This is a genomic window from Thermodesulfobium sp. (assembly GCF_053498235.1).
This window is the reverse complement of record NZ_JBRCUV010000059.1, coordinates 1-26,061: the sequence shown is the minus strand read 5'-3', so window position 1 is coordinate 26,061 and position 26,061 is coordinate 1. Positions and strand designations below refer to the sequence as shown.

Annotated in this window: 22 protein-coding genes and 1 tRNA gene; 2 read left to right on the top strand and 21 right to left on the bottom strand. The window is 34.7% G+C overall.

Features of this window, described 5'->3' with window-relative positions; all coding sequences use genetic code 11:
* Positions 1-54 precede the first annotated feature (54 nt).
* The 19 genes from ACWIUX_RS08290 to ACWIUX_RS08200 form a co-directional block, all read right to left on the bottom strand.
* Positions 55-705: a formate dehydrogenase subunit gamma gene (locus ACWIUX_RS08290; RefSeq protein ID WP_448590261.1), complete on the bottom strand. Its 651-nt coding sequence runs from the start codon at positions 703-705 to the stop codon at positions 55-57.
* Between the two features lie 2 nt (positions 706-707).
* Positions 708-1,484 (bottom strand): 4Fe-4S dicluster domain-containing protein, encoded by a 777-nt coding sequence (locus tag ACWIUX_RS08285; RefSeq protein ID WP_448590260.1) that lies wholly within the window; start codon positions 1,482-1,484, stop codon positions 708-710.
* A gap of 1 nt (position 1,485) precedes the next feature.
* A complete protein-coding gene (gene fdnG, locus ACWIUX_RS08280) occupies positions 1,486-4,482 on the bottom strand; it encodes a formate dehydrogenase-N subunit alpha (RefSeq protein ID WP_448590259.1) in 2,997 nt (998 codons plus the stop codon).
* A gap of 237 nt (positions 4,483-4,719) precedes the next feature.
* Entirely contained in the window at positions 4,720-5,505 is a 786-nt protein-coding gene (locus ACWIUX_RS08275) for a hypothetical protein (protein WP_448590258.1), read from the bottom strand.
* A 118-nt stretch (positions 5,506-5,623) separates the two neighbouring features.
* A complete protein-coding gene (locus ACWIUX_RS08270; protein WP_448590257.1) occupies positions 5,624-6,277 on the bottom strand; it encodes a formate dehydrogenase subunit gamma in 654 nt (217 codons plus the stop codon).
* On the bottom strand, positions 6,277-7,056 hold the full coding sequence (locus tag ACWIUX_RS08265; protein ID WP_448590256.1) for a 4Fe-4S dicluster domain-containing protein: 780 nt from the start codon (positions 7,054-7,056) through the stop codon (positions 6,277-6,279). The genes ACWIUX_RS08270 and ACWIUX_RS08265 overlap by 1 nt, the downstream gene beginning before the upstream one ends.
* Before the next feature lies 1 nt (position 7,057).
* Entirely contained in the window at positions 7,058-10,051 is a 2,994-nt protein-coding gene (gene fdnG, locus ACWIUX_RS08260; RefSeq protein ID WP_448590255.1) for a formate dehydrogenase-N subunit alpha, read from the bottom strand.
* Between the two features lie 190 nt (positions 10,052-10,241).
* A complete protein-coding gene (gene lpdA / locus ACWIUX_RS08255; RefSeq protein ID WP_448590254.1) occupies positions 10,242-11,594 on the bottom strand; it encodes a dihydrolipoyl dehydrogenase in 1,353 nt (450 codons plus the stop codon).
* Complete coding sequence (gene lipA, locus ACWIUX_RS08250; protein WP_448590253.1) at positions 11,584-12,468, bottom strand: lipoyl synthase; 885 nt, start codon at positions 12,466-12,468, stop codon at positions 11,584-11,586. Before lipA ends, lpdA begins: the two co-directional genes overlap by 11 nt.
* A complete protein-coding gene (locus ACWIUX_RS08245) occupies positions 12,434-13,225 on the bottom strand; it encodes a lipoate--protein ligase family protein (RefSeq protein ID WP_448590252.1) in 792 nt (263 codons plus the stop codon). The genes lipA and ACWIUX_RS08245 overlap by 35 nt, the downstream gene beginning before the upstream one ends.
* Before the next feature lie 89 nt (positions 13,226-13,314).
* Positions 13,315-14,763 carry an aminomethyl-transferring glycine dehydrogenase subunit GcvPB gene (gene gcvPB / locus ACWIUX_RS08240; RefSeq protein WP_448590251.1) on the bottom strand — a complete coding sequence of 483 codons (1,449 nt, stop codon included), beginning with the start codon at positions 14,761-14,763 and terminating at the stop codon, positions 13,315-13,317.
* Positions 14,760-16,082, bottom strand: coding sequence for an aminomethyl-transferring glycine dehydrogenase subunit GcvPA (gene gcvPA, locus ACWIUX_RS08235; protein WP_448590250.1), 1,323 nt, complete (start codon positions 16,080-16,082; stop codon positions 14,760-14,762). The genes gcvPB and gcvPA overlap by 4 nt, the downstream gene beginning before the upstream one ends.
* A 2-nt stretch (positions 16,083-16,084) precedes the next feature.
* Positions 16,085-16,459, bottom strand: a complete 375-nt coding sequence (gene gcvH / locus ACWIUX_RS08230; protein ID WP_448590249.1) for a glycine cleavage system protein GcvH — start codon at positions 16,457-16,459, stop codon at positions 16,085-16,087.
* A gap of 30 nt (positions 16,460-16,489) precedes the next feature.
* Positions 16,490-17,581: a glycine cleavage system aminomethyltransferase GcvT gene (gene gcvT / locus ACWIUX_RS08225; protein ID WP_448590248.1), complete on the bottom strand. Its 1,092-nt coding sequence runs from the start codon at positions 17,579-17,581 to the stop codon at positions 16,490-16,492.
* A gap of 5 nt (positions 17,582-17,586) precedes the next feature.
* On the bottom strand, positions 17,587-18,180 hold the full coding sequence (gene rdgB, locus ACWIUX_RS08220; RefSeq protein WP_448590247.1) for an RdgB/HAM1 family non-canonical purine NTP pyrophosphatase: 594 nt from the start codon (positions 18,178-18,180) through the stop codon (positions 17,587-17,589).
* The gene (dtd, locus tag ACWIUX_RS08215) at positions 18,177-18,626 is read right to left on the bottom strand and encodes a D-aminoacyl-tRNA deacylase (RefSeq protein ID WP_448590246.1); all 450 of its coding nucleotides are present in this window, start codon (positions 18,624-18,626) and stop codon (positions 18,177-18,179) included. The genes rdgB and dtd overlap by 4 nt, the downstream gene beginning before the upstream one ends.
* A 54-nt stretch (positions 18,627-18,680) precedes the next feature.
* A complete protein-coding gene (locus ACWIUX_RS08210; RefSeq protein ID WP_448590245.1) occupies positions 18,681-19,604 on the bottom strand; it encodes a dihydroorotate dehydrogenase in 924 nt (307 codons plus the stop codon).
* A gap of 157 nt (positions 19,605-19,761) precedes the next feature.
* Positions 19,762-19,836 (bottom strand) — tRNA-Pro (locus ACWIUX_RS08205).
* A gap of 8 nt (positions 19,837-19,844) precedes the next feature.
* On the bottom strand, positions 19,845-20,114 hold the full coding sequence (locus tag ACWIUX_RS08200) for an FmdB family zinc ribbon protein (protein ID WP_448590244.1): 270 nt from the start codon (positions 20,112-20,114) through the stop codon (positions 19,845-19,847).
* A gap of 224 nt (positions 20,115-20,338) precedes the next feature.
* Here ACWIUX_RS08200 and ACWIUX_RS08195 point away from each other — a divergent pair, with 224 nt between their 5' ends.
* Complete coding sequence (locus ACWIUX_RS08195) at positions 20,339-20,926, top strand: sulfite oxidase-like oxidoreductase (RefSeq protein WP_448590243.1); 588 nt, start codon at positions 20,339-20,341, stop codon at positions 20,924-20,926.
* Here the strand turns inward: ACWIUX_RS08195 and ACWIUX_RS08190 are convergent, their stop codons facing one another.
* Positions 20,927-22,531, bottom strand: a complete 1,605-nt coding sequence (locus ACWIUX_RS08190; protein WP_448590242.1) for a DUF445 family protein — start codon at positions 22,529-22,531, stop codon at positions 20,927-20,929.
* Positions 22,532-22,618: 87 nt separating this feature from the next.
* Here ACWIUX_RS08190 and ACWIUX_RS08185 point away from each other — a divergent pair, with 87 nt between their 5' ends.
* Entirely contained in the window at positions 22,619-23,281 is a 663-nt protein-coding gene (locus ACWIUX_RS08185; RefSeq protein WP_448590241.1) for a HesA/MoeB/ThiF family protein, read from the top strand.
* A gap of 454 nt (positions 23,282-23,735) precedes the next feature.
* Here the strand turns inward: ACWIUX_RS08185 and ACWIUX_RS08180 are convergent.
* The coding region (locus ACWIUX_RS08180) for a TaqI-like C-terminal specificity domain-containing protein (RefSeq protein WP_448590240.1) at positions 23,736-26,061 on the bottom strand (2,326 nt) is incomplete at its 5' end.

The following is a 26,061-nucleotide window of genomic DNA, read 5'->3' as shown; positions in this document are numbered from 1 at the left end:
AGATATCTTAATTAACATATATCAGAAGCCTGGATTTTTTTAAAAAAAGAAAATTTACTTCTTTAATTCCTCATACCAGAGCGCATTGTGTTTCATTACATACTCTTCATCAATCATCCCATTGCCAAGCATTGTTCCAAGTTCTTTTCTAGAGCTCGGATTGATTGCTCCGAGGTAGAAGTGAACAATAATTGCCGACCCCAAAAAGGTGCCACAAAAGACGTGAATAATAATTGCTACCTGAATTAAGTACCCAGGAAAGTACTTATAAAAAAACATCATTGAACCAGTTAAACCAAGACACAAAGAAAATATAATAATTATCCATCCCAAAAGCTTCTGCCCTGCATTGATTTTTCCTTGTGGTGGAATATATTTCGCTTTTATTAGCGGGGCAAGATACCCGCCAAAAACCCTCATCCACTGTTTGTCTTCTGGTGTAAAGGTACTAATTAATTTAATAAACTTTGAAAATAGATTAAAGTTAAATATTGCATAAGTAAGAGGCAGCAAAAGATAGAAGAATCCAAGATACTTATGCAAAAAAGCAGCATTTCTTAAGCTTCCAAAGGTTAATCCCATAACGTTCATTGCAGGATAAAACAAAGATAATCCCGTCCAAAGCATTATTATAAAAGTTATAAGGTGCAGCCAGTGAAAAATACGAGTAGATTTTTTATGTTTTTCGATCATTCTTTTTGCCATTATTAATCACCTTCCTTGTTTCCAAACTGTAACATTCTGTGAAGAAATACTAAACCTGCAGCACCACCCAACATCACTAACCCAAGTGGATGCATTATATTTTTCCAGATAAGAGTATTTACTGGAAAAACAGGATCTTTTGGCAAACCATATTTTTCAGGTTCATATTTCAATATAGACAGTACCCCCAGTCCCCCAAGTATATTTTCACCATAAAGATTTGCTTCTGTATAACCTTCTTTTTTCAAAATTTCAACCCTTTCTCTACCCTTTTTTACCAAGTCATCTCTCTTGCCAAAATATAGCGCTCCTCCCAAACATGCCTTTACGCAGGCAGGAGTAGCAGTTCCATCAGACTTGCTGCCCTCCATAACCCTTGAATAGCACATATCACATTTGTTTATTACTTTACCGATCTGCGGAATCCCAAAAGGGCAGGCACTATGGCAATAACCGCATGCTATACACTTGTTTACATCGAACGCTACTATGCCATTTTCTGCCTGGAAAAGAGCTCCGCTTGGGCAAGCCTTTACACAGGCAGGTTCTCCACAGTGAAAACACTGATATTTAAGAAAGTTAAAGTTTTGTTTTTCAGTAAAATCATCGTAGAAATTTATAATCATACGCGTATGCGGGTTCAAAGTTGGCGGATTTGTATAGAATCCATTAAAGGTAGTAGGATCAGTTTTTTGATCGTTCCATTGCTTACAAACAGACTGACAACCTCTACATCCCATACACTTAGAAGAATCAAACATATAGGCCACCCTATCCATTTTAGGCCCTCCTTAAGTTAATCATCAAAGCTTTAGACTCTTGAATCTCAGAAGTCGGATCTCCAACATTTTCAGTCATCAGATTAGCAGAAAAAGATTCTTTTTTACCGCTATCAGGATCAATTCCTACAAAACCCCAGTGCCACGGTATCCCTACTATATGAAACTTTTTGCCATCAATCATAATCGGCTGCAGCCTGGAAGTAACACAAGCTTGAGCCTTTACTTTTCCTCTAATAGACTCAAGTTCTACTTTGTCTCCATTTTTAATTCCAAGATTTTTTGCAAGTTCAGGATCTATTTCTGCAAAAACCTGCGGCATCTCTTCGACCAAAATCGGAATCTTTCTGCTTATACTTCCGCTCTGATAATGCTCAGTCAACCTATATGTAGTACATATATATGGATATTTTGGGTCGTTTAAGGGTGCATACTTATCAATATTGGATTTGAAAACTATAGCTATAGGATTATTTTGAACAGAACTTATAAGATTTTTCACAGGAGATTCGATTGGCTCATAATGCTCAGGGAAAGGACCATCCTTCACTATTCCAGCTGGTACAAAAAGCCTTCCTCCACCATCAGGTATCATTATAAAAGGAGCATCGCCACCAGGTGCGCTTGGTGCCTTTGTTGGCAAAAAATCTGGTACATCTCGACCAGTCCACTTCTTTTTTTCACTATCCCAGTAAATAAGAGATAGATCAGGATTCCATGGTTTTCCTTCCAAATCGCAACTGGCTCTGTTATATAGAATTCTTCTATTTACAGGCCATGACCAAGCCCATTCAGAATTAAGGCCAATTCCCTCTTTTTCAGGTTTTCTCCTCGCAGCCAAATTACCTGTAGGAGGATATACTCCTGAATATATCCAACAGCCGCATGCAGTAGAGCCATCATCCTTAAGAGCTGCAAAACTTACCAATTGTTTTTTTGTAGCAACTTCAAACCCATTGATTTCCCTAAGCACTGAATCTATATCATATTTATCTCCCCCATAATCCCACGTTAAATTAAGCATAGCCTCTGGAGCAGGAGTAGAAGGATCTTCTTTAAACTGTTTTTTTAAGCCACGTACTAAAGCGTCTAATACTACCATATCTTCTTTAGACTCATAAAGCGGCTCAATTGCCTTGTATCTCATTTGTAACCATCTGGAAGTATTGGTAGCTGAACCATCTTTTTCTGCAAATGAAGATATAGGCAGCATAAAAACTTCAGTTTTTATGCTCTTTGGATCAGCACCCGGTCTTCTCCAAAAATTAGCTGTCTCAGTTTCAAAGATATCAGCACACATAAGCCAATCAAGATTATCTAAAGCCTTACCAGTTTTGTCGCCCAATGGACTTGATACCAATGGGTTCTGACCCCAGATCATCATCCCCTTAATGCCTTCATTTTTATAAAGATTGTCCCATATATACATCCAGGAAGCAGGCTTTGACCACTTTGGCAGCCAATCATAACCAAAATCATTTTCTTTTGTAGCTGCATCTTTAAACCATGCTTTAAGCATGCTAACTACAAACTTTGGCGCATTTGACCAGTAACAATCAGGCAATGTAACCTTTTTCAGATATTCCTTAAAATTTGGATGCAGCTTTTCGTTCGGAGCTGCAAGATAGCCAGGCCAGGAGTTATAAAGAAGAGCCATATCAGTGGAGCCCTGAACATTGGTTTCTCCCCTCATTGCATTTACCCCACCACCAGCCATACCAATATTCCCAAGTAAAAGCTGGACAATACAAAAAGCTCTAATATTTTGTGTTCCGACAGTATGCTGCGTAAGACCCATAGCGTACATTAAAGTTCCAGATTTATCCGGCGCACCAGTTGAACTATATAACTGAGCGATTTCAAGAAATGTTTTCTTATCTATTCCTGTAATCTTTTCAACAACCTCAGGCGTGTATCGTGAATAATGTTGCTTCATCTTCTGAAATACACAATTTGGATCCTGAAGAGTCATATCTCTTAGCGGCTTATTGTCAGGACCAGTTTGATATGCCCAACTTGAATAATTATATGATTTACTAGCCATATCCCATCCAGAAAAATATCCATCCTGAAAACTATATTCAGGTTTCAAAAGATATGACGCATTAGTATAGTGCTTTACATAAACATCCTGGTATTTATTATTCTGAATAATATAGTTTATTAGCCCGCCAAAAAATGCAATATCAGTACCAGGCCTTATCTGAGCATAAATATTTGAGAGTGCAGAAGTTCTAGTAAATCTTGGATCAACAGAAATAACCTTTCCGCCACGTTCTTTGCACATGTTTATAAAACGAGCGCTACCTGGATGATTTTCTGCAGGGTTTCCTCCGCATATCATAATCACATCAGAATTTTTCACATCTATTAATGAATTTGTCATTGCCCCTCTTCCAAAACTTGGCCCTAAAGCAGTTACAGTAGAAGAGTGACAGATTCTTGCCTGATGTTCGAGATAAACTATGCCAAGAGCCCTAGCAAACTTAGAAAACAGATAACACTCGTCGGTACCATGTGACGCACCTCCAAGCATAGCAAGACCCTCAGTTCTATTTACAGTAACGTTGTTTGATGTCTTTACAAAAGAACTATCTCGAGTTTTTTTGATCCTTTTGACTAACTCAGAAATAGTCCAATCCCAACTCTTCTCTTCCCATTTATCCGAACCGGGAGCCCTATACATTGGTTTTTTCAATCTTAGAGGACTATCGTAAACGCTCAAACAAGTAGATCCTTTCGCACAAAGTCCACCTTCGCTATTTGGATTATCAGGATCACCTTCGACGTTTATTACCTTTCCATCCTTTGAATAAACTAAAAGACCACAACCAACCCCACAATAAATACATACGGAATTTGTAACCTTAGTATCCTTTAGCTTAAAAGGTACGCTTGCATAGGCAACCTTTGGTACAGCTACATTGCCATCGAAAACCATCATTGCAGCACCAGCAAAGGAAAGCTTCAGAAAATCTCTTCTATTAAATTTCCCCATTCATTTCACTCCCTTGATAGTGAATATATTTTTCAATTTCAAAACACTATCAAGTCTATAATATCACATTGAAATAGTAAAATAAAATCTTTTTAATATGGATATTAAAAAGATTTTCTAAAAAATAAAAAACTTTTATTTTAATTATATTAATTCAATAAATTCTAAACTAAACTTTTAAAATTAGTTAATTAATCGTAGAATTTCATAAAAATATTTTATTAATAATGATAAATATTATTTGCTAAGCCAAGATGCAGCATAAAATATCTTGAACCATGATGGTCTAAAATTAAAATTTTCCATAGAAACGTCTAGTTCCCAACTTGAAAGATAGAGTAAAGGATAAAGAGGAGTATCTTCATTTCTTTCTCTTAAATCTAATACTTTCAGATACATACCACATGATTCACAAACTTCTATCCTCCAACCAGGTAGTTCATCAGTGCTATAATATTTCATGGATTTTTGTTCTTCATCAGCACAAATCGGGCAAACAGTCCTCCTGTGCCCCCATCTCGTATAACAAGTTGAACAAACCAAACTTTTCTTACCGTCTCCCTCTATAAATCCTATTCCTGCCCTTGAACCACAAACAGGACAAATTGGTTCATACCATTTTACAAGATTACAGTTTTTCATTATTAAATCGCCAATATACGAATAAATAGAAGAATAAACAATTAACTTTATGAAGCCCGTTTTATCCTCTGATATGGCTAACTTATCGAATATTGGCAAAACTTTCTCTTCAAATTTTATTTTTTCTTTTATTCCAAAATCATCCTTTACAATTTTCGCCAGAGGATTTAGGTTTTTTTTGTATATCTTAAGCTCAAATAGATCTAAATATGGCCTGCCTTCATTAAATGTTTTTTTAAATTCTTCAATTTTAATAAGATCAGGTGGAATAAAACTGGGTATCTTATATAACAGCTTTTCTCTACAAGAAAAGTATTTATCCCAAAATTCAGCGACTGATTCTAGTATCGGATATTTTTCCACGTATTTCGCTAAATTCATTCATACCTCCAATAAAGTTAATAGTTTTTGAGTGCAAGGTTATATAAAACCCTGCACTCAATTTAAAAACAATATTAAATTTGCTTCTTTAAAATATATTTAATTTCAACTTAGAAACTTAGCGCTTACTCAATTCTTCATACCAAAGTGCATTGTGGTGCTTAACATGGTCTTCTTCTATCATACCACTGCCAAGCATAGTCCCCAACTCTTTGTTCGAAGTGGGATTAATTGCAGCAAGGTAAAAGTGTACAATAATAGCGGCACCTAAAAACGTACCGCAAAATACATGAACTATTATAGCCATTCTAACTAATAAGCCTGGAAAGGACGTATAATAAAACATTATTAATCCCGTACAACCTAGTAGAATCGAAAAAACAATTATTATCCAACCTAAAAGCTTTTGGCCTGCATTATATTTACCCTGTGGCGGCACCTCATCAGCTTTAATTATAGGGTGTAAATATCCTCCAAATATTGATAACCATTTTTTGTCTTCAGGCGTAAAGGTACTAATCGTTTTGAAAAATTTTGAAAACAATTTAAAATTCCATGATACATATATTATAGGAAGGATCACATAAAACCAACCAAGATATTTGTGAATAAAAGCTGCGTTCCTTAGACTTCCAAAGGTCATCCCTAAAACATTAGTCCAGGGATAAAACAGAGAAATTCCTGTCCATAACATAACTATAAATGTTATCAAGTGCAGCCAGTGAAATATTCTAGTATTTTTACTGTGTTTTTCAATTTTCTTTACAGCCATTATTGATCACCTCCCTTTTTCCCAAGGTTGAGTACTCTATGAAGCACAACAAGACCTGCTGCACCTCCTAACATAACTAAACCCAACGGATGCAATATATCTTTCCACAAACCAATGTCTGTTGGAACCACAGGTTCTTTTGGCAAACCATATTTTTCAGGAGAATATTTTAATATAGAAAGAACCCCTAATCCTCCTAGAATATTTTCTCCGTAAAGATTTGCCTCTGTATATCCCTTCTTTTTTAAGACTTCAACCCTCTTTTTACCCTCTTCAATCAGCTCATCCCTTTTGCCAAAGTAAAGTGCTCCTGCAGGACAACTCTTTACACAGGCAGGCATAGAAGTTTTGTCAGAATCAGAGCCTTCCATAACTCTAGAGTAACACATATCGCATTTGTTTATCACCTTTCCAATCTGGGGGATCCCAAAGGGACACGCACTATGGCAATACCCACAAGCAATACATTTATCTACATCAAAAGCCACTATACCGTTTTCAGCCTGAAAGAGAGCTCCACTCGGACACACCTTTACACATGCCGGCTCTCCACAGTGAAAGCACTGATATTTAAAAAAGTTAAAGTTTGGATCTGGAGTAAAGGTATCATAAAATTTTATAATCATCCTTGTATCAGGATTTAAACTAGGTGGATTAGTGTATACTCCAGTAAAAGTTGTAGGATCGGTTTTTTGATCGTTCCACTGCTTACAAATACTCTGACATCCCCTACAACCCATACACTTAGAAGAATCGTACATATAGGCCACTCTTTCCATTTTAGGCCCTCCTCAAGTTAATCATCAAAGCTTTGGACTCTGGAATAAGGCTTGTTGGATCTCCAACATTTTCTGTTACAAGATTTGCAGCAAAGGACTCGTCTTTACCGCTGTCTGGATCAATCCCAACAAAACCCCAGTTCCATGGGATACCCACTACGTGATACTTTTTACCATTAATTATCATTGGTTGAACTCTAGTAGTAACACATGCTTTTGCCTTAACCTTACCTCTAATAGATTCAAGTTCTACGTTATCTCCATCTTTAATATTTAATTCCTTTGCAAGTTCAGGATCGATCTCAGCAAAAACCTGTGGCATAGCTTCTACGGTTATAGGAATTTTTCTCGTTATTGCGCCTGATTGATAATGCTCTGCAACCCTATATGTTGTACATATATACGGATATTTTGGATCTCCAAGCTCAGCATACTTGTCTATGTTTGATTTAAATACCAAAGCAATTGGGTTATTTTGCACTGGATTTATCTTATTTTCAACTGGAGACTCAATTGGTTCATAGTGTTCTGGGAAAGGCCCATCCTTTACTAAACCGCCAGGAACAAATATCCTTCCCTGTCCGCCAGTAAGCATTATAAAAGGCAGCGTTCCACCTGGTTCTGATGGAGCCTTTGTTGGCAAGAAGTCAGGCACATCTCGACCTACCCACTTTTTCTGATTAGCATCCCACCTTATAACGTATTTCTCAGCATTCCAAGGATTGCCCTCTAAATCACACCCAGCTCTGTTATACAAAATTCTTCTATTTACAGGCCAAGCCCAGCCCCATTCAGGATTAAGCCCAAGTCCGGTTTTTTCTGGCTTTCTTCTTTTAGCAAGATTTCCTGTAGGAGGATACATTCCAGAATATATCCAACATCCAGATGCTGTAGAACCGTCATCTTTTAGCGCAGCAAAACCTGGAACCTGTTTTTTGGTAGCAACTTCAAAACCGTTTATCTCTTTAAATACCTCTTCTGCACTGTGGTTGTGTCCACCATAATTCCAGGTCAAGTTTAATATTGCCTCTGGATTGGGCGTTGACGGATCAGCCTTAACAAGCTCCTTTATTTTATAAATCAGGTCGTGCATTATTACAGAATCTTCTCTACATTCATAAAGAGGCTCTACCGCCTTATATCTCATTTGAAGCCATCTAGAAGTGTTAGTAGCTGAACCGTCTTTCTCTACCATTGAAGCCACAGGTAACAAGAAAACTTCTGTCTTAATATTTTTCGGATCGGCGTGAGGTCTTCTCCAAAAATTAGCGGTTTCAGTCTCAAACAGATCAGCTATCATTAACCAATCAAGATTTTCAAGAGCTTTGCCGGTTTTTTCTGCAAATGGGCTAGATACCAACGGATTTTGTCCCCAAATCATCATCCCCTTAATGCCTTCATTTTTATAAAGATTGTCCCATATATGCATCCATGAAGCAGGTTTTGACCACTTTGGCAACCAATCATAACCAAAATTATTTTCTTTTGTAGCTGCGTCTCCAAACCACGCTTTCAACATACTGATAATAAATTTCGGAGCGTTGACCCAATAACTATCAGGTGCAATTGATTTTTTAATAAATTCTTGAAGATTTGGGTGTAACTTGTCGTTTGGCGCAGGCAAATAACCGGGCAACGTATGGAACAAAAGACCCATATCAGTAGAACCTTGAACGTTTGCCTCTCCTCTCATCGCGTTCACACCACCGCCCGCCATACCCATATTGCCAAGTAACAACTGAATTATACAAAAAGCTCTAATATTTTGGGTACCTATAGTATGCTGGGTAAGTCCCATAGCATAAATTAAGCAACCTGACTTTTCAGGAGCTCCAGTAGAAGAATAAACCTCAGCAATCTTAAGGAATGTCTCCTTTTTCATTCCACAGACGTTCTCTACGACTTCTGGAGTATACCTGGAGTAATGCTTCGCCAATCTTTGAAATACACAGTTTGGATCTTGCAGAGTCATATCCTTCAAAACTTTTTTATCAGGTCCAGTTTGAAATCCCCAAGTTGCATAATTGTAAGTCTTTTTTGCCTCATCCCATCCAGAAAAATGCCCATCTTTAAAATCAAATTCTGGATTCACTAACCATGAGGCGTTAGTATAGTTTTTCAGGTAGACTTCCTGATATTTCTTGTTTTGAATAATGTAATTAATTAACCCCCCAAAAAATACAATATCAGTTCCTGGTCTTATAGGTGAGTATATGTCAGAAATTGCAGAAGTTCTAGTAAACCTTGGATCTACAGAGATTACAATCCCCCCAGCATCTTTGCACATATTTATATATCTTGCTATAGCAGGATGATTTTCAGCGGGATTTCCGCCACAAATCATAATAACATCTGAATTCCTTACATCTGTTAAAGGATTTGTCATTGCACCTCTTCCAAAACTAGGACCCAAACTGGTCACTGTGGAAGAATGTCATATACGAGCCTGGTGTTCGAGATAAACTATTCCAAGCGATCTTGCAAATTTGGATAATAGATAGCACTCATCAGTGTCATGAGATGCTCCCCCAAGTTGAACAAGACCTTCTGTCCTATTTACCGGAACTCCACCAACTTCTTTTACAAAAGTACTATTTCTTGTCTTCAGAATTCTCTTTGCAACCTCATTAATAGTCCAATCCCAACTTTTTTCTTCCCATTTATCAGAGCCAGGAGCTCTATACATTGGCTTTTTTAGTCTTAGAGGGTTAACGTAAACGCTATAAGACGTTGCACCTTTCGCGCAGAGTCCGCCTTCATTGTTTGGATTATCAGGATCTCCTTCGATGTTTACTACTTTACCGTCTTTTGCATAAACTAACAATCCACAACCTACCCCACAATAAATACAAATTGAAGGACTTACTTTGGTGTCTTTTAGCTTAAATGGCTTTACAGAAGCCCTTGCCGGTACAGCAATATTCCCATCCATTACCATTGCTGCAGCGCCTGCAAAGGTAAGCTTTAAAAAATCCCTCCTTTTGATATTCCCCATTAATTTCACTCCCTTTTTGAGACATATATAATAATAAAATAAAGAAAACAATAATAAATAGCGTTTTTATAATAAATTAATAAAAAACATATTATTATTTTACAACTTTAATAAATAAAAAAACAAACATAGTAAATAAAAAATACTTATATTAAGCTAAATATAATTTATAACTAAATTTAACAATGTCCTACAAGACAGCATTAAAGATTATCTCTGAAAGGGTTGGATGACCATATATTATGTCATTGAGTTCAGTAATATTTATACTACTTTTCATAGCTATCGCCATAATGTGAATTAGTTCATATGCCATTGGCCCTATAAACATCGCGCCCAGGATAGTCCCATCATCAGAAGCAAGAGCCTTAAAAAATCCAGAATTTTGTCCCATAATAAGCGCTTTTCCGTTACCCTTGAAAAATGCTTTGTATGTCTTGTAGGATATTCCTTTAGATTTTAAATCTTCTTCAGTAAAACCGATACATCCAACACCTGGATCAGTAAACACGACTCTTGGTAAAAGATTATAATTTATGCTTCTTGGCTCCTTTATTATTTCTTTTGCTACAAATATACCTTCTCTAGTAGCAACGTTAGCAAGCATAGGAGTTTTTATGATATCTCCAACAGCATATACGCTGGTATTGTTAATACTAAAGTTTTTTTCTGTAACTATGAACTCATTTTCAGTTTTAACATTAATTGATTCTAAATTAAGATCCTTTGTATTAGCCCCTCTGCCAACCGAGACCAATATTATATCTACAAAAACCTCTTTAACAGAATTATTTTCTCTATTCTTAAATTTAACAAGCATTTTTTCATCTATGTTCTGGATATCTACAATTTCTGAATTCGTGTTTACTGCAATATTCCTTTTTTTAAAATCCCTGAGCATAGTGCGTGAAACTTCATCATCCTCAAAACCCATAATTTTTGGTAAAAATTCAACAATTGTTACTTTTGATCCAAAATAATTTAACAAAGATGCAAATTCACAACCTACATAACCCCCACCAACAACAAGAATATCCTTTGGAATCTCCTTCAATCGTAAAAGGCCACTGCTTGAAATAATTCTCTTTTCATCTATCACTAGATTCGGGAGGCTCTTTGGATACGAACCAGTTGATAGAACTATATTATCAGCAGAATAATCAACATCGCACACCCTTACAGTATTTTTATCAATCAGCATACCTTTACCAAAAATCAGATTAACGTTGCACCTTTTCAGCCTTGAAATTATCCCTTGTCTCAATTGAGATTTTTGCTCTTCTAAAAGTTTTACTGCATTAGAATATTCTACGTCAAAGTTAATGTTAAAGACGTTTTTGTATTCTTTCATCCTTTGAATTAGATGTGCACTTTCAACCAACGACTTTACAGGAATGCATCCCTCATTAAGACATGTTCCGCCAATATTTTCTTCGGATTTATCTACAAGACAAACGCGCTTTCCCCTTTCCCCAAGATAAAGAGCACACTCATAACCTGCTGGACCCGCACCAAGCACTATAACATCGAATTTATTTTCCAACTTTTATTTCTCTCCCACTAGATAGATATTTTTGGGCATTATAAGAACTTCTTACATATGGAGCGCTTTCTACATGCTTAAAGCCAAAGTTCAACGCAATTTCTTTTATTTCTTCAAACTTGTCGGGATGAACGTATTCATAGACTTCAACGTTCTTCAATCCTGGTCGCAGATATTGACCTATACTAAGAAAATCACAATTAACGTTTATGAGCTTATCAAAGACCTCCTTTAATTCATCAAGCGTTTCTCCTAATCCAAGCATTAAACCAGTTTTCGTATATACGTCAGGCAAAATCCTTTTAGCATTTTCTAAAACACTTAATGACCTTTCAAACGATGCACCTTTTCTTATAGAATAAAGTCTTGGAATTGTTTCTACGTTGTGACCAAAAACTTCAGGTTTTTCAACCAAAACTGTTTTTATAGCACTAATATCGCCTTTGAAGTCTGGAACCAACACTTCGATTGTAGTATGTGGCATACAAGTACGTATTGCCCTTATCGTATAAGCAAAGTGCAAAGCTCCCCCATCAAAGATATCGTCTCTTGTAGGAGATGTAATGACCACATGAGACAAATCCAACCTTTGAGTAGCTTGAGCTATCCTTTCCGGTTCGAAAGGATCTAGCGGCTCTAGTAAATTTCCTTCTATAACCTTCTTGACATTACAAAATTCACATGCTCTAGTGCATGTATCACCCATTATCAAAAAGGTCGCATGTTTTTTTTCAAAGCATTCTGAAATATTTGGGCATCTTGCTTCCTCACAAACCGTGTGTAAACCCAAATCCTTTAACAATGACCTTGTAAAATTCTCTGTTTTTTGACAAACCTTCTTACGAAGCCAAATAGGTTTCTTGTTCAATACCATCTTTATTCCAACTTTCAGATAAATATTTTTTCTCTCTCAAATAAGAGGCAAGTCTGATCTCATCCTTTGACGGTTCACAAAAATCTAAATCCACATTCATCTCTTTACTAAAGGACAAAGCAAGACCTTTAAGAGCACTCTTGTAAGAAATGTCCTCAATCCAATCTTGAAGTGATCTTCCGTACTCGTATTCTTTTGAAAGATTTTTTCTGCTTTTTATAGGAATAGATCCATGTTGAAATATTACGTCATGAGAGCGCTTTTGTGCATTACCGCCTACTTTTTGTCCATCTATAACAATATCGTATTTTTCCTTTCCTTGATAACACAAAACTGGGCTTTCACTAGATTTATAATCATCTTTACATTCGCATGCCCATTTTGCATTTAAATCTAAAGAATTATAAAAATCCAAAACAAAAGAGGTTAGTTTTTTATAAGAATCAATTACTGACAAATTGCCTAAATGTTCCTGGGAACAAACAATAGAGTATGAAATTTCTTCATGATGAAATAAAGCATTCCCTCCAGTTAACCTCCTAACAAAATATCCCCCCTCCTGAATTGGGAAAAATTTGTTGATATCAGATATCTTTTGAAATCTCCCAACTGAAAGCACTGAAGGATACCAAAAATAAAACCTTATCACAGGTTCTCTTTTTTTCAAGAAGGTTAAATATAAAGCTTCGTCAATAGCCATATTATAATCACCACTTAATGGCGACGAAACAATAAATCTAAACTTCTTGCTAGACATCCTCTTTTAACTCCTTCTTTCTTAAAAAATTTAATTTAATATATTTTAAAACAAACTAACAAAAAAATATATGTCTTTTTCTAAAATCTTTAACTAACTACCTTTTCATACTTTACTATTAAATCTTTAGCTGCTTTCGTCTCGTCTGGTCTTGAAATAACGGTGGTTTTTGGAAATTCCTTGAAAACTTGTGCATTTTGTTCTGCCAATTTTACTGCATCTATAATAGAATCGACAAATTTATCAAGAGTTTCTTTTGATTCAGTTTCAGTTGGCTCAATCATAAATGCTTCCTTCACTATCAAAGGGAAATATATCGTAGGCGGATGAAAACCCATATCTATAAGATATTTTGCAAAGTCAAGTGCGTTTGCCCCTTTCTTTGCCATTTCAGAAAGAGAGAAAACGCATTCGTGCATACAAGTTCTGTCAAACGGTAATTTCAAATATTCCTTAAGCCTATTCATTACATAATTTGCGTTCAATACAGCCATTTCGGCAGAATACTTTATCCCATCGCTGCCAAGCAACTTAATATACAAGTAAGCCTTTAACACTACAGCAAAATTCCCAAAAAAGGAGGAAATATGACCAATTGATTTGTCTGAATTGGATACTACTACCAAAGAACTATCTTCTCTTTTAACTCTTGGTATAGGAAGGAACTCCTCCAGAAACTTCTTTACCCCTACAGGACCTGCTCCAGGACCACCACCACCATGAGGAGTGCCAAAGGTCTTATGAACATTCACGTGTATTACGTCAAATCCAAGGTCACCAGGTCTTACCTTCCCCATAATTGCATTAAGATTTGCACCATCGTAATACATTAATGCGCCCACAGAATGAGCCATCTCAGAAATTTGCTTTATATTCTTCTCAAATAGTCCGAGTGTATTTGGACATGTCATCATTACTGCTGCTACATCAGTATCAAGATGTTTTTTTAGCTCATCTACGTCCATCTCGCCTTCGCTATTTGAAGGTATTGTAACCACTTCATAACCTACCATAGAGGCGCTTGCTGGATTTGTACCGTGAGAAGAATCGGGAACAATAACCTTGGTTCTCTTAGAATTTTTTGATTTATGATAGCTTGAAATAATCATAATACCAGTCAATTCGCCATGAGCACCCGCCATCGGGTTTATAGTAGCACTGTCCATTCCTGTTATCTCGCATAATACATCCTGAAAATCTGCAATTATCTCAAGAGCACCACGGCACATATCTTCACATCCTGGCAAAATAGAAAAAAATGGATGCAAATTTGTAAATTCAGGTATACTTGCAGCCTTTTCTAATATTTTAGGATTATATTTCATCGTACAAGAACCCAATGGGTAAAACTGGGTGTCCACAGAAAAATTTAATCTTGAAAGGTTAATAAAGTGTCTTATCAGATCCAGCTCTGATATCTCTGGCAAATCTAAATCGGAACGTGACAATTCTTTTGGAAAATTTTTCAAACTAACATCTGATTCAGGTAGATTAAAAGACTTTCTACCATCTTTTGATTTCTCAAATATTAGATTCATAGTATAGCCTCCAAAATAGAACATACATTATCAATTTTCTCTTTTGACATCCTTTCAGTAACATTGACCAAAATAGCGTTTTCAGGACCTTCAAATAAATAAAGCGGAACTCCAAAGGCAATGTTTTTCGATAAAAGCGCTGAAAAAACTTCTTTAGCATCCTTCTTAAATTCAACTACAAACTCATTAAATGTAGTGCCTTTGTTTTTTATGGTAAGACCAATATCTGACAGCTTTTCTTTCATGTATTCGCTTTTGCTAAAGTTTAGCAAAGCTAACTCTTTGAGACCACTCTTTCCAAGAGAGCACAGGTAAACCAAAGCTCTCAAAGCACACAGTCCTTCATTGGAGCATATGTTCGAGGTTGCACGGTGTCTCTTTATATGTTGCTCTCTTGCTTGCAGTGTCAGAACATAGGCTCTCTTGTTATTCCTATCTACAGTTTCTCCCACAATTCTGCCCGGCATATTTCTAATATATTTCTTTTTAGTAACCAGAAAACCAAAATATGGCCCCCCAAATGAAAGCGGATTGCCCAATGACTGTCCCTCACCAGTAGCAATATCCACTCCCATCTTGCCTGGCGTTTTTACTATCCCCAACGAAATCGGGTATACAGAAGACACAGCTAAAACTCCCTTTTCATGCGCAATGTTTATTAGATCCGTCCAATCGTACACACTGCCATAAAAGGTTGGATTTTGAAAAACAAAACAAGCTACGTCTAAATCAAGTAAAGACTTTATCCTCTCAAAATCAGGTTCAATTCCAACAGTATCTACTTCAACCAATTCATAAGGCAAAAACTTTAAATATGTTTTTACTATGTTCCTATATATAGGATTAACGCTTTTATCCATAATTATTTTTTCTCTTTTAGTAATTCTTAAAGACATCAAAACAGCCTCAGCTAAAGCAGTACCTCCATCATAGAGAGATGCATTAGTTACATCCAGATCGGTTAGATTACACATAGCGGTTTGATATTCAAACAGAGCTTGCAGTGTTCCTTGAGAACATTCTGGCTGATATGGAGTATATGCAGTATAAAATTCAGATCTTGATGCTACAAAATCCACTACGCTTGGAATTACATGGTCGTACAAGCCTGCACCAATAAAGTGATATGACAACAATTTGTTCTTTTTAGCCATATCCAAAATTTGATTGAAACCTTCATATTCAGAGATCCCTTTACCCAATTTTTTGAAATTTATCTTTTCAATAGGTAGATCTTTGAATAGTTCGTCAACTTCATTAACATTACAAACTGCACACATTTCCTTTATATCTTCTGATGTATGAGGGCAAAAATTCATTTTTAATCTAACCCCTTAACGTAATTTTCATAAGAATCCTTATCCATAAGATTACTTAGCTCGCTCATTTCAGAAACTTCCACTTTAACTATCCATCCTTCGCCTTCAGGATCTTTATTTATAATTTCAGGTTCATTTTCTAATTTTGTGTTTACTTCAATAACCTTCCCCGTTACCGGTGCGTAAACATCACTTGCTGCTTTTACAGATTCGATTGTACAAAATACATTAAATTGCTTTAACTCACTGCCAACCTCCGGCAACTCCACATAGGTAATATCACCCAATTGGTGTTGAGCATAATCTGTAATTCCAATAATTCCTATATTCCCCTCAATCTCTACCCATTCGTGATCCTTTGAATAGTACTTCGACATAAATAAACCTCCTCTAAATATTTTTATTTTTTATTTTCTGAGTGATCCATCTTTATAAAATGGAAACTTTTCAACTACTGCTTTAATTTTTACCTTATCTTGAGACAACTCTAATAAAGAGTTCTCAGTACTATATTTGGTCTTTACATAGCCCATACCTATTCCCTTACCCAATGATGGAGAAAAGCCACCGCTTGTAACGTATCCAATATCTTCACCTTCTGCAAAAATCTTATAACCGTGTCTTGGAGCCCTTCTGCCCTCACAAACAAAACCTACTCTTATTTTTTCTATTCCGTTATTTTTTTGCTTTATGAGCACATCCTTTCCCACAAAATCTTTATCAAAGTGCACAAAATATGTCAGATCTGCTTCTAAAGGCGTAGTATCTTCATCAAGATCACTGCCATACAAAGGATAGCCCATTTCAAGTCTTAATAAATCCCTTGCACCCAAACCAGCAGGCTTAACTCTTTCATCTTTAAGCAAATCATTCCAAACATCAACACAAATCTTTGATGGCATATATATTTCAAAACCTAACTCCCCAGTATATCCTGTCCTGGAAAGCAAGATTTCTTCACCTAAAAGTTTATCTTTGGTAAAAGAAAAATACTTTAACTCCTCAATAACATTTGGGAAATATTTTCTTAAAACATCTCTTGATAATGGGCCTTGAACATCAAGCTTCGAAGTAACGTCAGATTTGTCCTCAAATACAAAATTTCCCTTTAATACACTTTTTATAACGTTGAAGTCCTTGTCCTTGGTGCCCGCATTTACAACCATCATAAGTTCATCTTCACTTAATCTATAAACAATACAGTCGTCTACAATACCCCCTTTTTCATTCAGAATTAAACCATATCTGCATTTTCCAATTTTTATTGTTCCGATATTAAAAGAAAAGGCCATTTCAATGTTGGTTTCTTGCAAATCGCCTTTAAAAAAGAATTCCCCCATATGACACGTATCAAAGAGTGCAACTTTACTTCTACATTGGTTATGCTCTTCAATTATGCTTTCATATTGAATAGGCATATTCCATCCACCAAAGGGTGCCATTTTCGCTTTTAGCTTAATATGCTCAGCTTCAAGCGGAGTTGACTTTAGATTTTCCATTTACTTCACCTTCCATTTATTAAATTTTTTATATTATTACTGAGGATCCTCAAGGCATTTCCCCTGTGACTTATCTTTTCCTTTTCATCAATCGAGAGCTCAGCCATAGTTTGCTTAAAACCTAAAGGTATAAATATCGGATCATATCCAAAACCATTTTCGCCCTTTGGTTCAAAACCAATATGCCCCTCACAAACTCCCTCAGCTTGACTCAGAACTTTACCGTTATAGAGAACAAAACAAGCTTTAAACCTTGCAGTTCTTTTTTCAAACTCTAAATCGCCAAGAAGTTTCAAAATGCCCATACATTTCTCTGCATCTGTTACATCTCCAAAAAACCTTGAGGACAAAACCCCAGGCTTTTTGTCCAAGGCGTCAACCTCAAGGCCTGAATCGTCGGCTAAAGCAGCAATATTTGTAGCCTCATAAAAGGCTTTGGCTTTTATTAAGGCATTTTCACAAAATGTAGAACCAGTTTCTTCTGGTTCGATAAAGCAATTCACTTCCTTTGGCAACACAAATTCAAAATTATATTTAGATAGTATATTTACAATTTCTCTTATCTTGTTTTTATTATTAGTAGCAAGAAGTAATCTCATAGGTTTACTCTAGTATCAAAAATAAGGGTTACAGGACCATCGTTTATAAGAGATACCAGCATATGTTCACCAAAAAACCCTCTTTTCGTAACAACCTTTTCTTTTAAAATCTTAAACATATAATCAAATAGTTCGTTTGCCCTTTGTGGGGTTTCAGATCTTTCAAAACTAGGTCGCAAGCCCTTTGATGTGTTAGCGAGTAAAGTAAATTGAGGGACAATCAAAATTTCGCCGTTTATATCGATAATGGATAAATCCATTGGCATCCTTTCAGATTGAAAAAGTCTCAGCTTAATTATTTTTTCACAAAATGAAGAAACTTCTTTCTCGCTATCACCCTTTTCAAAGTTTACAAGTAAAACCAGACCTCTATTTATCGATTCGTACAAATTTTTCCCAGCTATGCTAACATTTGCGCCCTTTACCCTCTGAGCAACTACTCTCAAAACCTAACCCTTCCCCCAATTTTATCTTCTAAAAGAACATCAAATGAACTTCTTCTACCAACCGCTTCTATTTGCGATAGAAACAAGTTCTTCTACTCCTTTCATGTCGCTATGAGACAAAAAATCTTCAATCCCGCTAAGAAGCTCGTCCAACAATTTAGGATTGTTGTAGAAACTCGAACCAATACCCACATAATTAGCTCCGGCCATAAACATCTCTAATGCAGATTCTACAGAATAAACACCACCAACACCTATAATAGGAAGCTTTGTAACCCTTCTAAGATCCCAAACGCATTTAAGGGATACAGGAAGTAAAGCAGGACCAGACAAACCACCATGTATATTTCCGAGAAAAGGCCTTTTCTTACTTATATCGATCCTCATTCCAGGCAATGTATTAATAGCACAAAAAGCATCAACACCTTCTGCCTCAAGCGAAACTCCCATCTCTTTAAAGTCAGAAAGAGGAGACAACTTTGCTATCAAGGCCTTTTTCCATACCTTTCTCACCTTTTTACATACTTTAATTGAGTCCTTTACATTAGAGGCAAAGGTAACGCCCCCACTCCTTAAATTTGGACACGAAAGATTTAATTCAAGAGCAATAACGTCATTTTCAATCTCAAGTACCCTTTTCGCAAGGTACTCAAAATCATCAACAGTTTCACCTGATATGCTAAATATCAAAGGGCAATCTTCAAAGAAATCCTTTATAGTCGGAAAAATTTTTAAATATCCATCTATACCAGGATTTTGCAACCCGATAGAATTTAGCATTCCCGCAGGAGTTTCAACTATTCTAGGTAAAATATTTCCTTCTCTTCTTTTAGTTGTTGCAGTTTTCAAAGTAAAAGCTCCAAACTTCTTTAATTCGTAATCCTCACTAACGTCATATCCAAGACCAAACACACCTGAAGGCGCTATAAATGGGTTTTTAAGAACTGTATCGAAAAATTTTACATTTAAATTTGTCATAAACTATCCACAACCAGGACTAAAAAACCTACTACTTCTAAAATAATACTTAATAATTTTACGATCTTTAAAAACTCTTTTAAAAATCAGTTTAAAAATCTCCTTTTAAAAAATTGCATAAAACAAATTTAAAAAATCATTATATTTTCATAGCTAATGGTCGGGGCGAGAGGATTTGAACCTCCGACCTCCTACTCCCGAAGCAGGCGCGCTCCCACTGCGCTACGCCCCGACAAATAACTATTTGCCTTTCTTTGCAGCAGGACATTTTGCGCTCTCAATAGACAGAGAACCTTCCCCATTTGAGGAAGATGAAATCGCACTATTTTTTGAATTATTCGAATCAGTTACATAAAAACCAGAACCTTTAAAAACTATAGGCACAGGCACAAAAATCTTTTCGGAAGGATTGCCACACTTAGGACACAAAACCTCCGATTCATCTTTAATTGAACGGTTTTGTTCAAATTTATTCCCACAGTTCTTGCATTTAAAAACATAAGTTGGCATGTTTATCCCTCCTTAAGTTAGAATATAATTGAAATATTATAAACCAAAAATTATTATTTGTTAATACAAAAATTTATATTATTATATTATCACTCATTGTCGCTTAAAATAGATATAAATGTAATATAAGAACTATTTATTAAATCTACAATTTTTTGTATTATTAAATTATTTGCTATATAATTATAATAATTAATATTAAATTTTATATTAGGAGACAAACTATGAAATCGATAATTAGCTCAAGTATAAATAGACCCGACAGGCTGCCTCCAGGTCAGAAATGGGTTGAAAAACCAATTGTATATGACATAAAAAAGGTTCCTGAAGTAGACCTATCAAATTTTAGGTTTAGGTTGTATGGTCTTGTGGAAAACGAATTGATAATGAGCTTTGATGAAATAAAGAAACTTGAACCTGTAGAATTAACTGCTGATTTTCACTGTGTTACCACCTGGAGCGTAAAAAATATCCGATGGGAAGGAGTCCAAACCAAGGAACTCCTAAGAATGTGCCCACCTAAGGAGAGCGCGCAGTACGTTATAGTCCACTGCCGCGAAGGCTATACTACCAATTTTCCCTTAAATTATCTCTTAGAAGAAGACTCAATTCTTGCATGGAAGATGAATTCAATGCCCATCCCAAAATCAAATGGCTATCCTTTAAGAATTGTAATACCAAAACTATACGCATGGAAAAGTGCTAAGTACGTGGAGTCAATAGAGCTAGTCGAACAAGATATACCTGGATTCTGGGAAGAAAGAGGTTATCATATGAGGGGCGACCCATGGCTCGAAGAAAGATACGAATAACTACTTGAAAAGACTCATAGCTACCTGAACAATACCCAACAGAGCCCCTATGGGAACGCCCAAGAGCTCAATTATCCTAAACTCCTTATCCATTATCCCAAACACAAGATTTTCCATCTCTTCTACCGAATAACTATCTATTCTTTCCTTTACAATCAATTTCACATCAACATGTGCTATCAAAAGAGATATCCATTCTTTTATATAAACATAAAGCCCTTCGATGATGTCTTTTAAAATTAAATCTATATCTATTTTCATGCTTTCAAAAAACAAAACAATATTTCCAATTTTTCTTGAAAGCAAATATTCAACAATTGTGTTAAATTTTCTTTTTACCTTATCAGATCCTAAAAATGTATGAAGCCACGATTTAAAGCTCTCTCTTTTTAGTAGATACAACTCTTTAAAGTAAATCTTCTCTTTGTTATTTTCAATACAATCAAATATGGTAAGTAAGACCTTTTCAAATGCATCGTAACCAAGATAGTCCAATATTTTCTTTTGATATATCTTATTCTTTGATTCGTTAATATTTGACTCAAAAAATATAAATACCTTATCGTAGAAACTATAAAAGCCTTCAGCGCTTACAATCTCACTGAATTTCTTGTTCGTTAATTCATTTATACTATATTCTATGGCCTCAACAATCTTCTCGTTTGAAGCTATCTTTTCCCTTAAATCTTCAATAAATTTTTTGATTTTTTCTGAAATAAAATTTGGAGCAAAAATATTTGTATAAAACAGCAAAGCCTCCTCTAAAATTCCCTTCTTAGATGACCTGAATTCCTCCTCGATAAAAGAAGCCATCTTATCCACGAACTCATCATCGCTTAATTTGGTAACTAACCAGTTAGTCACAAAATTTACTATAAACTTTGAATTTGGTACTATCTGGTTTATACGCTTATCCGACAAGTTTGAATATAAAACTTCCTTCATATCACATTTCAGATATCCCTTGATTTTATTAAAAATTACGTCAAGGTTATCTTCACCAAATACATCAACCAAAGTCTTATCGTTTAAATAACTGTCAAATTTATCCTTTATTGCTTCTCTTGAATTTATAATCTCAATTCTTAATTTTTCTAGATTAACGAGCTTCCCTAAATGGTTAGAAAGCAATTTTAAGATAATTGAGTCTATAAGACGTACTATCAAATTCAAATTTTTTTCATACAACTTTAAAAACATCGATCTAAATTGGGTTGATTTGTCTTTAAAACAGTCCTTCGCGGTTCCAAAATCATTGTTCAGCAAAGAATACAGAAAATCTACCAGCGATTTCTTTATCTTGTCAGACTTACTTTCAAGCATATTTATTATTGAATCGTGGTTAATAAGTTCCTTTTCTATTAGGAGAGAGAGCCTTTCACTTATTTCAAATTTTGACTTTGGAACTATTCCTTGATAACCAAATCTTTTCTTCTTTGGATTAAATATCATCCACACAGCCACAACGTTTGTAACGTATCCTACAAGAGCACCAAGAAAGATCGGCATTATTAACAAAAAAAATTCAATTTTTAACAGATTCCCAAAAATAAACAAGAGAATATACGGTATCAACAAAGAAAAAAATACTCTGTCAAATTTCAATTCATCACCTACAGTAAAATTGATTAAAAGCAATTTAAAATATAACATATATGATAAAAATATTTAAGTTTTAATAAGGAGCATAATGTGATTTCAAAACAATTTGAGAGAAATATAATGTCACTAGGCGAAGAAAATCAAATAAAACTCTTTCACTCTACTGTGTCAATAATAGGAATGGGAGGACTTGGGGGTTTCGTACTTGAACACCTCGTCAGATTGGGAATAGGCCATATAAAAATTGTTGATAAGGATATCTTTGATGAGTCAAACCTAAATAGACAGATACTCTCAGATATCAATTCTCTTGGTAAATCAAAGGTAGAGATAGCTAAAAGCAGGGCGAAGAGCATCAACAAAGAAGTCACAATAGATTCATTTGAAACTGAATTTAACGAATACACTGCAGCAGAAATATTAAAAGGATCAGATGTTGCAGTAGATGCATTGGATAACAATAACTCTAGATTGATCTTACTTAGAGAATCAAAAAAATTAAAAATACCTGTAGTTCATGCAGCAGTTTCGATGACTTCAGGAAAAATAAAGGTTTTTTTACCAGATGATGAAATAGTTGATTTTAAGAAAAATAAAGGCACAGAGGTCTATCTGGGAACAATTTCACCTACAGTTGCAGTAGCTGCATCAATTCAGGCAATGGAAGTTATAAAACTTTTAACAAATACAGGCAAAGTCTTAAAAGATGGAATTTATTTTGACCTGATGAACAATTTCTATATAGTACCATGAGTATCTTTATAGCGCATTCTACGCTTTATAGTGTATCTAGCATACAGCTTAATAGTAACGCGAGCATCTTGCTCGCGAAAGTTTTTTATTTTTTAAGCTGCCCAGCAGTGTCAATGCATTGACATATAAGGAACGTTCAACGGTTCCCTCCAGCTGTTCGAAATACCATTGTTTCCTCATAATTGGTAATAAAGAAGCATCACATAAAACATATATAGTTTTATGCTTAAAACAATCACGCCCAATTTTTTCTGTAAATTCATCCAACTGATAGAATCAGTTAAACCCAACCCCATTTGAAAAATATAAATCTTAAATTGTCTAATGTCAATAAATGCTTTTTTCTTCTTAAGCTGGAGTAATATGTGATGTTGTGAAATTTCTTAGGATAATTTATTGATAAGGAAAAATTATCACAAAGATTTGAAAAATTTTAAAAATTATTTGAAATTGGCTATCTTTTCTTAAACAAAGCAGATTCATTTCTAATAAAAACAGGTTTAGGTGCAAAAACAAATGAATTTAAATTACTATATACAAAAACAGAAATTAATTCAAAGGTTGTATCATCTTTAAATGATGATTCTTTCAATGAATTTAAATTACTATGTAAATTAGTGTCATTAAACAAAGGGGGGCATGTAGTACCAATACTTGTTTCATAATTTGGATTAGGTGAATATAAAACAAGCCAAAGTTCATCTATTTTTAGTTCATCCATTTCTTCTGAGTGCCTAAAAGGTTTATATTTTTTTATCTTTTTATATATAGCTTCTTCCAAAGCCGGCAAAGCTTTTTTTTCTGCTTTTTTAGCTGATATTAATTTTACTTCTGTTTCAGGTTGTGAATTTCTTCTTTCTTCTTCTGTATTGTAAGTAGTTAATTCAATACCAACTCTTTTACCATCAATAAGTACAATAAAATCTGGTCTTTCTTCTTTCTTGTACCCCTCTATGTGAAGACCATATTCATCACGCATACGTTCACAAAAAAATTCAAGAAAACGTTTTTCCTCTTCTTTTTGATTATTTCTCCAATCTAAACCTGCAATGCTAAAAACCTTACTGCATGTCTTTTTGCGTTCTTCTAAATGTTGTTTTATTTCAGCTATTCCATTTGGATCGCTTTTTAATTCATCTATGTGAAATTTATCTATATGAAATATCTTACGAAATTCCTCTATATCAGAATCATCTAAACTCTCACATATGTCTTTTACTAAATCAGAAAACATTTCTTGATATTCTTGTAATATTAATATGTCTTGACCAGATAATTTTGCAAAAAGTTTACTATTAAAATTTGAGATATCATACGGAAGCCAAAAGATTTCATCCTTAGTTTTAGAAAAATAATTATATTCCCAAAAAAACTCTTTTAATTTTTCCCAATCATTTTTTACTAATTCACTTAAGATCATTTGAAATAAAAATTTATTAAAATTATTGCCAGAATTCTCAGTAAGATTATATAACTTTCTTATCAGATCGCCACGGTATTCATCTTTGCAACGAAGGATAGAATAATATAAAATATTTATATAACAAATTATTTTTATACTTTCTTCTTCACTACATTTTAATGAACTTATTAAATAGTTTGATAAAATTCCTAAATGAGCTTCTGTTGGTTCTCCAAAAAACTCTTTAAACTTAGTATAAGATATATAATTTTTCAATTTTCCAACAGATTTATATGCCATATCAATTAACTTTTCTAAATCCTCTTTTGCCCAATTACTAAAATCACATTTTCTTATAAAGTCAATAAAGCCATCTTCAACTTGTGATTGCTGATTATTTTTGTCAGGACTTTCAACATAAGATATGAGACAAGAAAAATTTCTAAAAACATTACAAATATCTCCTGATAAACATCCCATTACTATAAAAATTTTCTCTTTATCAGGTAGAGGTCTTAAGTTTTTTTTAAAATCTGGAAATAAATTAAAAATTTTCCAATTCTTAAGAAGATCCCCCATCCTAATTCCCCTTTCCTTAACTAAGATTTTTTCAATTACCTTTATTTCTTCCTCTGTTAAATCATAAAGCCTATAAACCAACTGGTCTATTTCTCTTTCTAAATGGCTTATATCGGCATTGAGATTTTGGCGCTTTGCTGATAAATTTGCTGATAAAATCGTTTCCACATCATTCTCTATTTGCTTCACTATTGGCTCGTTGTCAGGAGTAATGGGAGGAATAGGTGTTTTCTCTATGTAAATTTTTGCACCATAACTTCCCTTCCCTAATGTAGCAGATGATAACTTTATCCACCAAGCGATAACTTTCGAATTTAATAATGCAATTAAATACTTTAAGTCTTTGCCAGTAAACATAAATGTACTATCCAGAATATAAAAGCCTTGTTTTACATAAGAAAAAATAATTTTGTCAGTAATTCTATTCCACACGACCTTTTCCTTTTCAAATTCAGGATAGTATGCACAATGACGAAGCTCCCACCAGTAATCACCTTGATCGTCTCGCTTTTTAGCTTTCACTTCATAAGGCTTTAAGTGCTCCATTAGTGCGGGTAAACTCTTTTCTATAAATATTTCAGCTTTTTCTGCCCCTCTATGTTCATTAGTCCACCCAGCAGGTATTACAATCACCCACAAATCTGCCCATTCGTAAGAGTAGCGCTTTATATCACGACCTCGAAGTATAGGTTTTATAATTGCTTCAGTGTGTTTTCTTTCTTCTTCATCTTTACAATTATCTAAAATTTCATTCCTTTTTTCTGTAGTGATAATAAACGCTTCATTTAAGCCAGTTAAT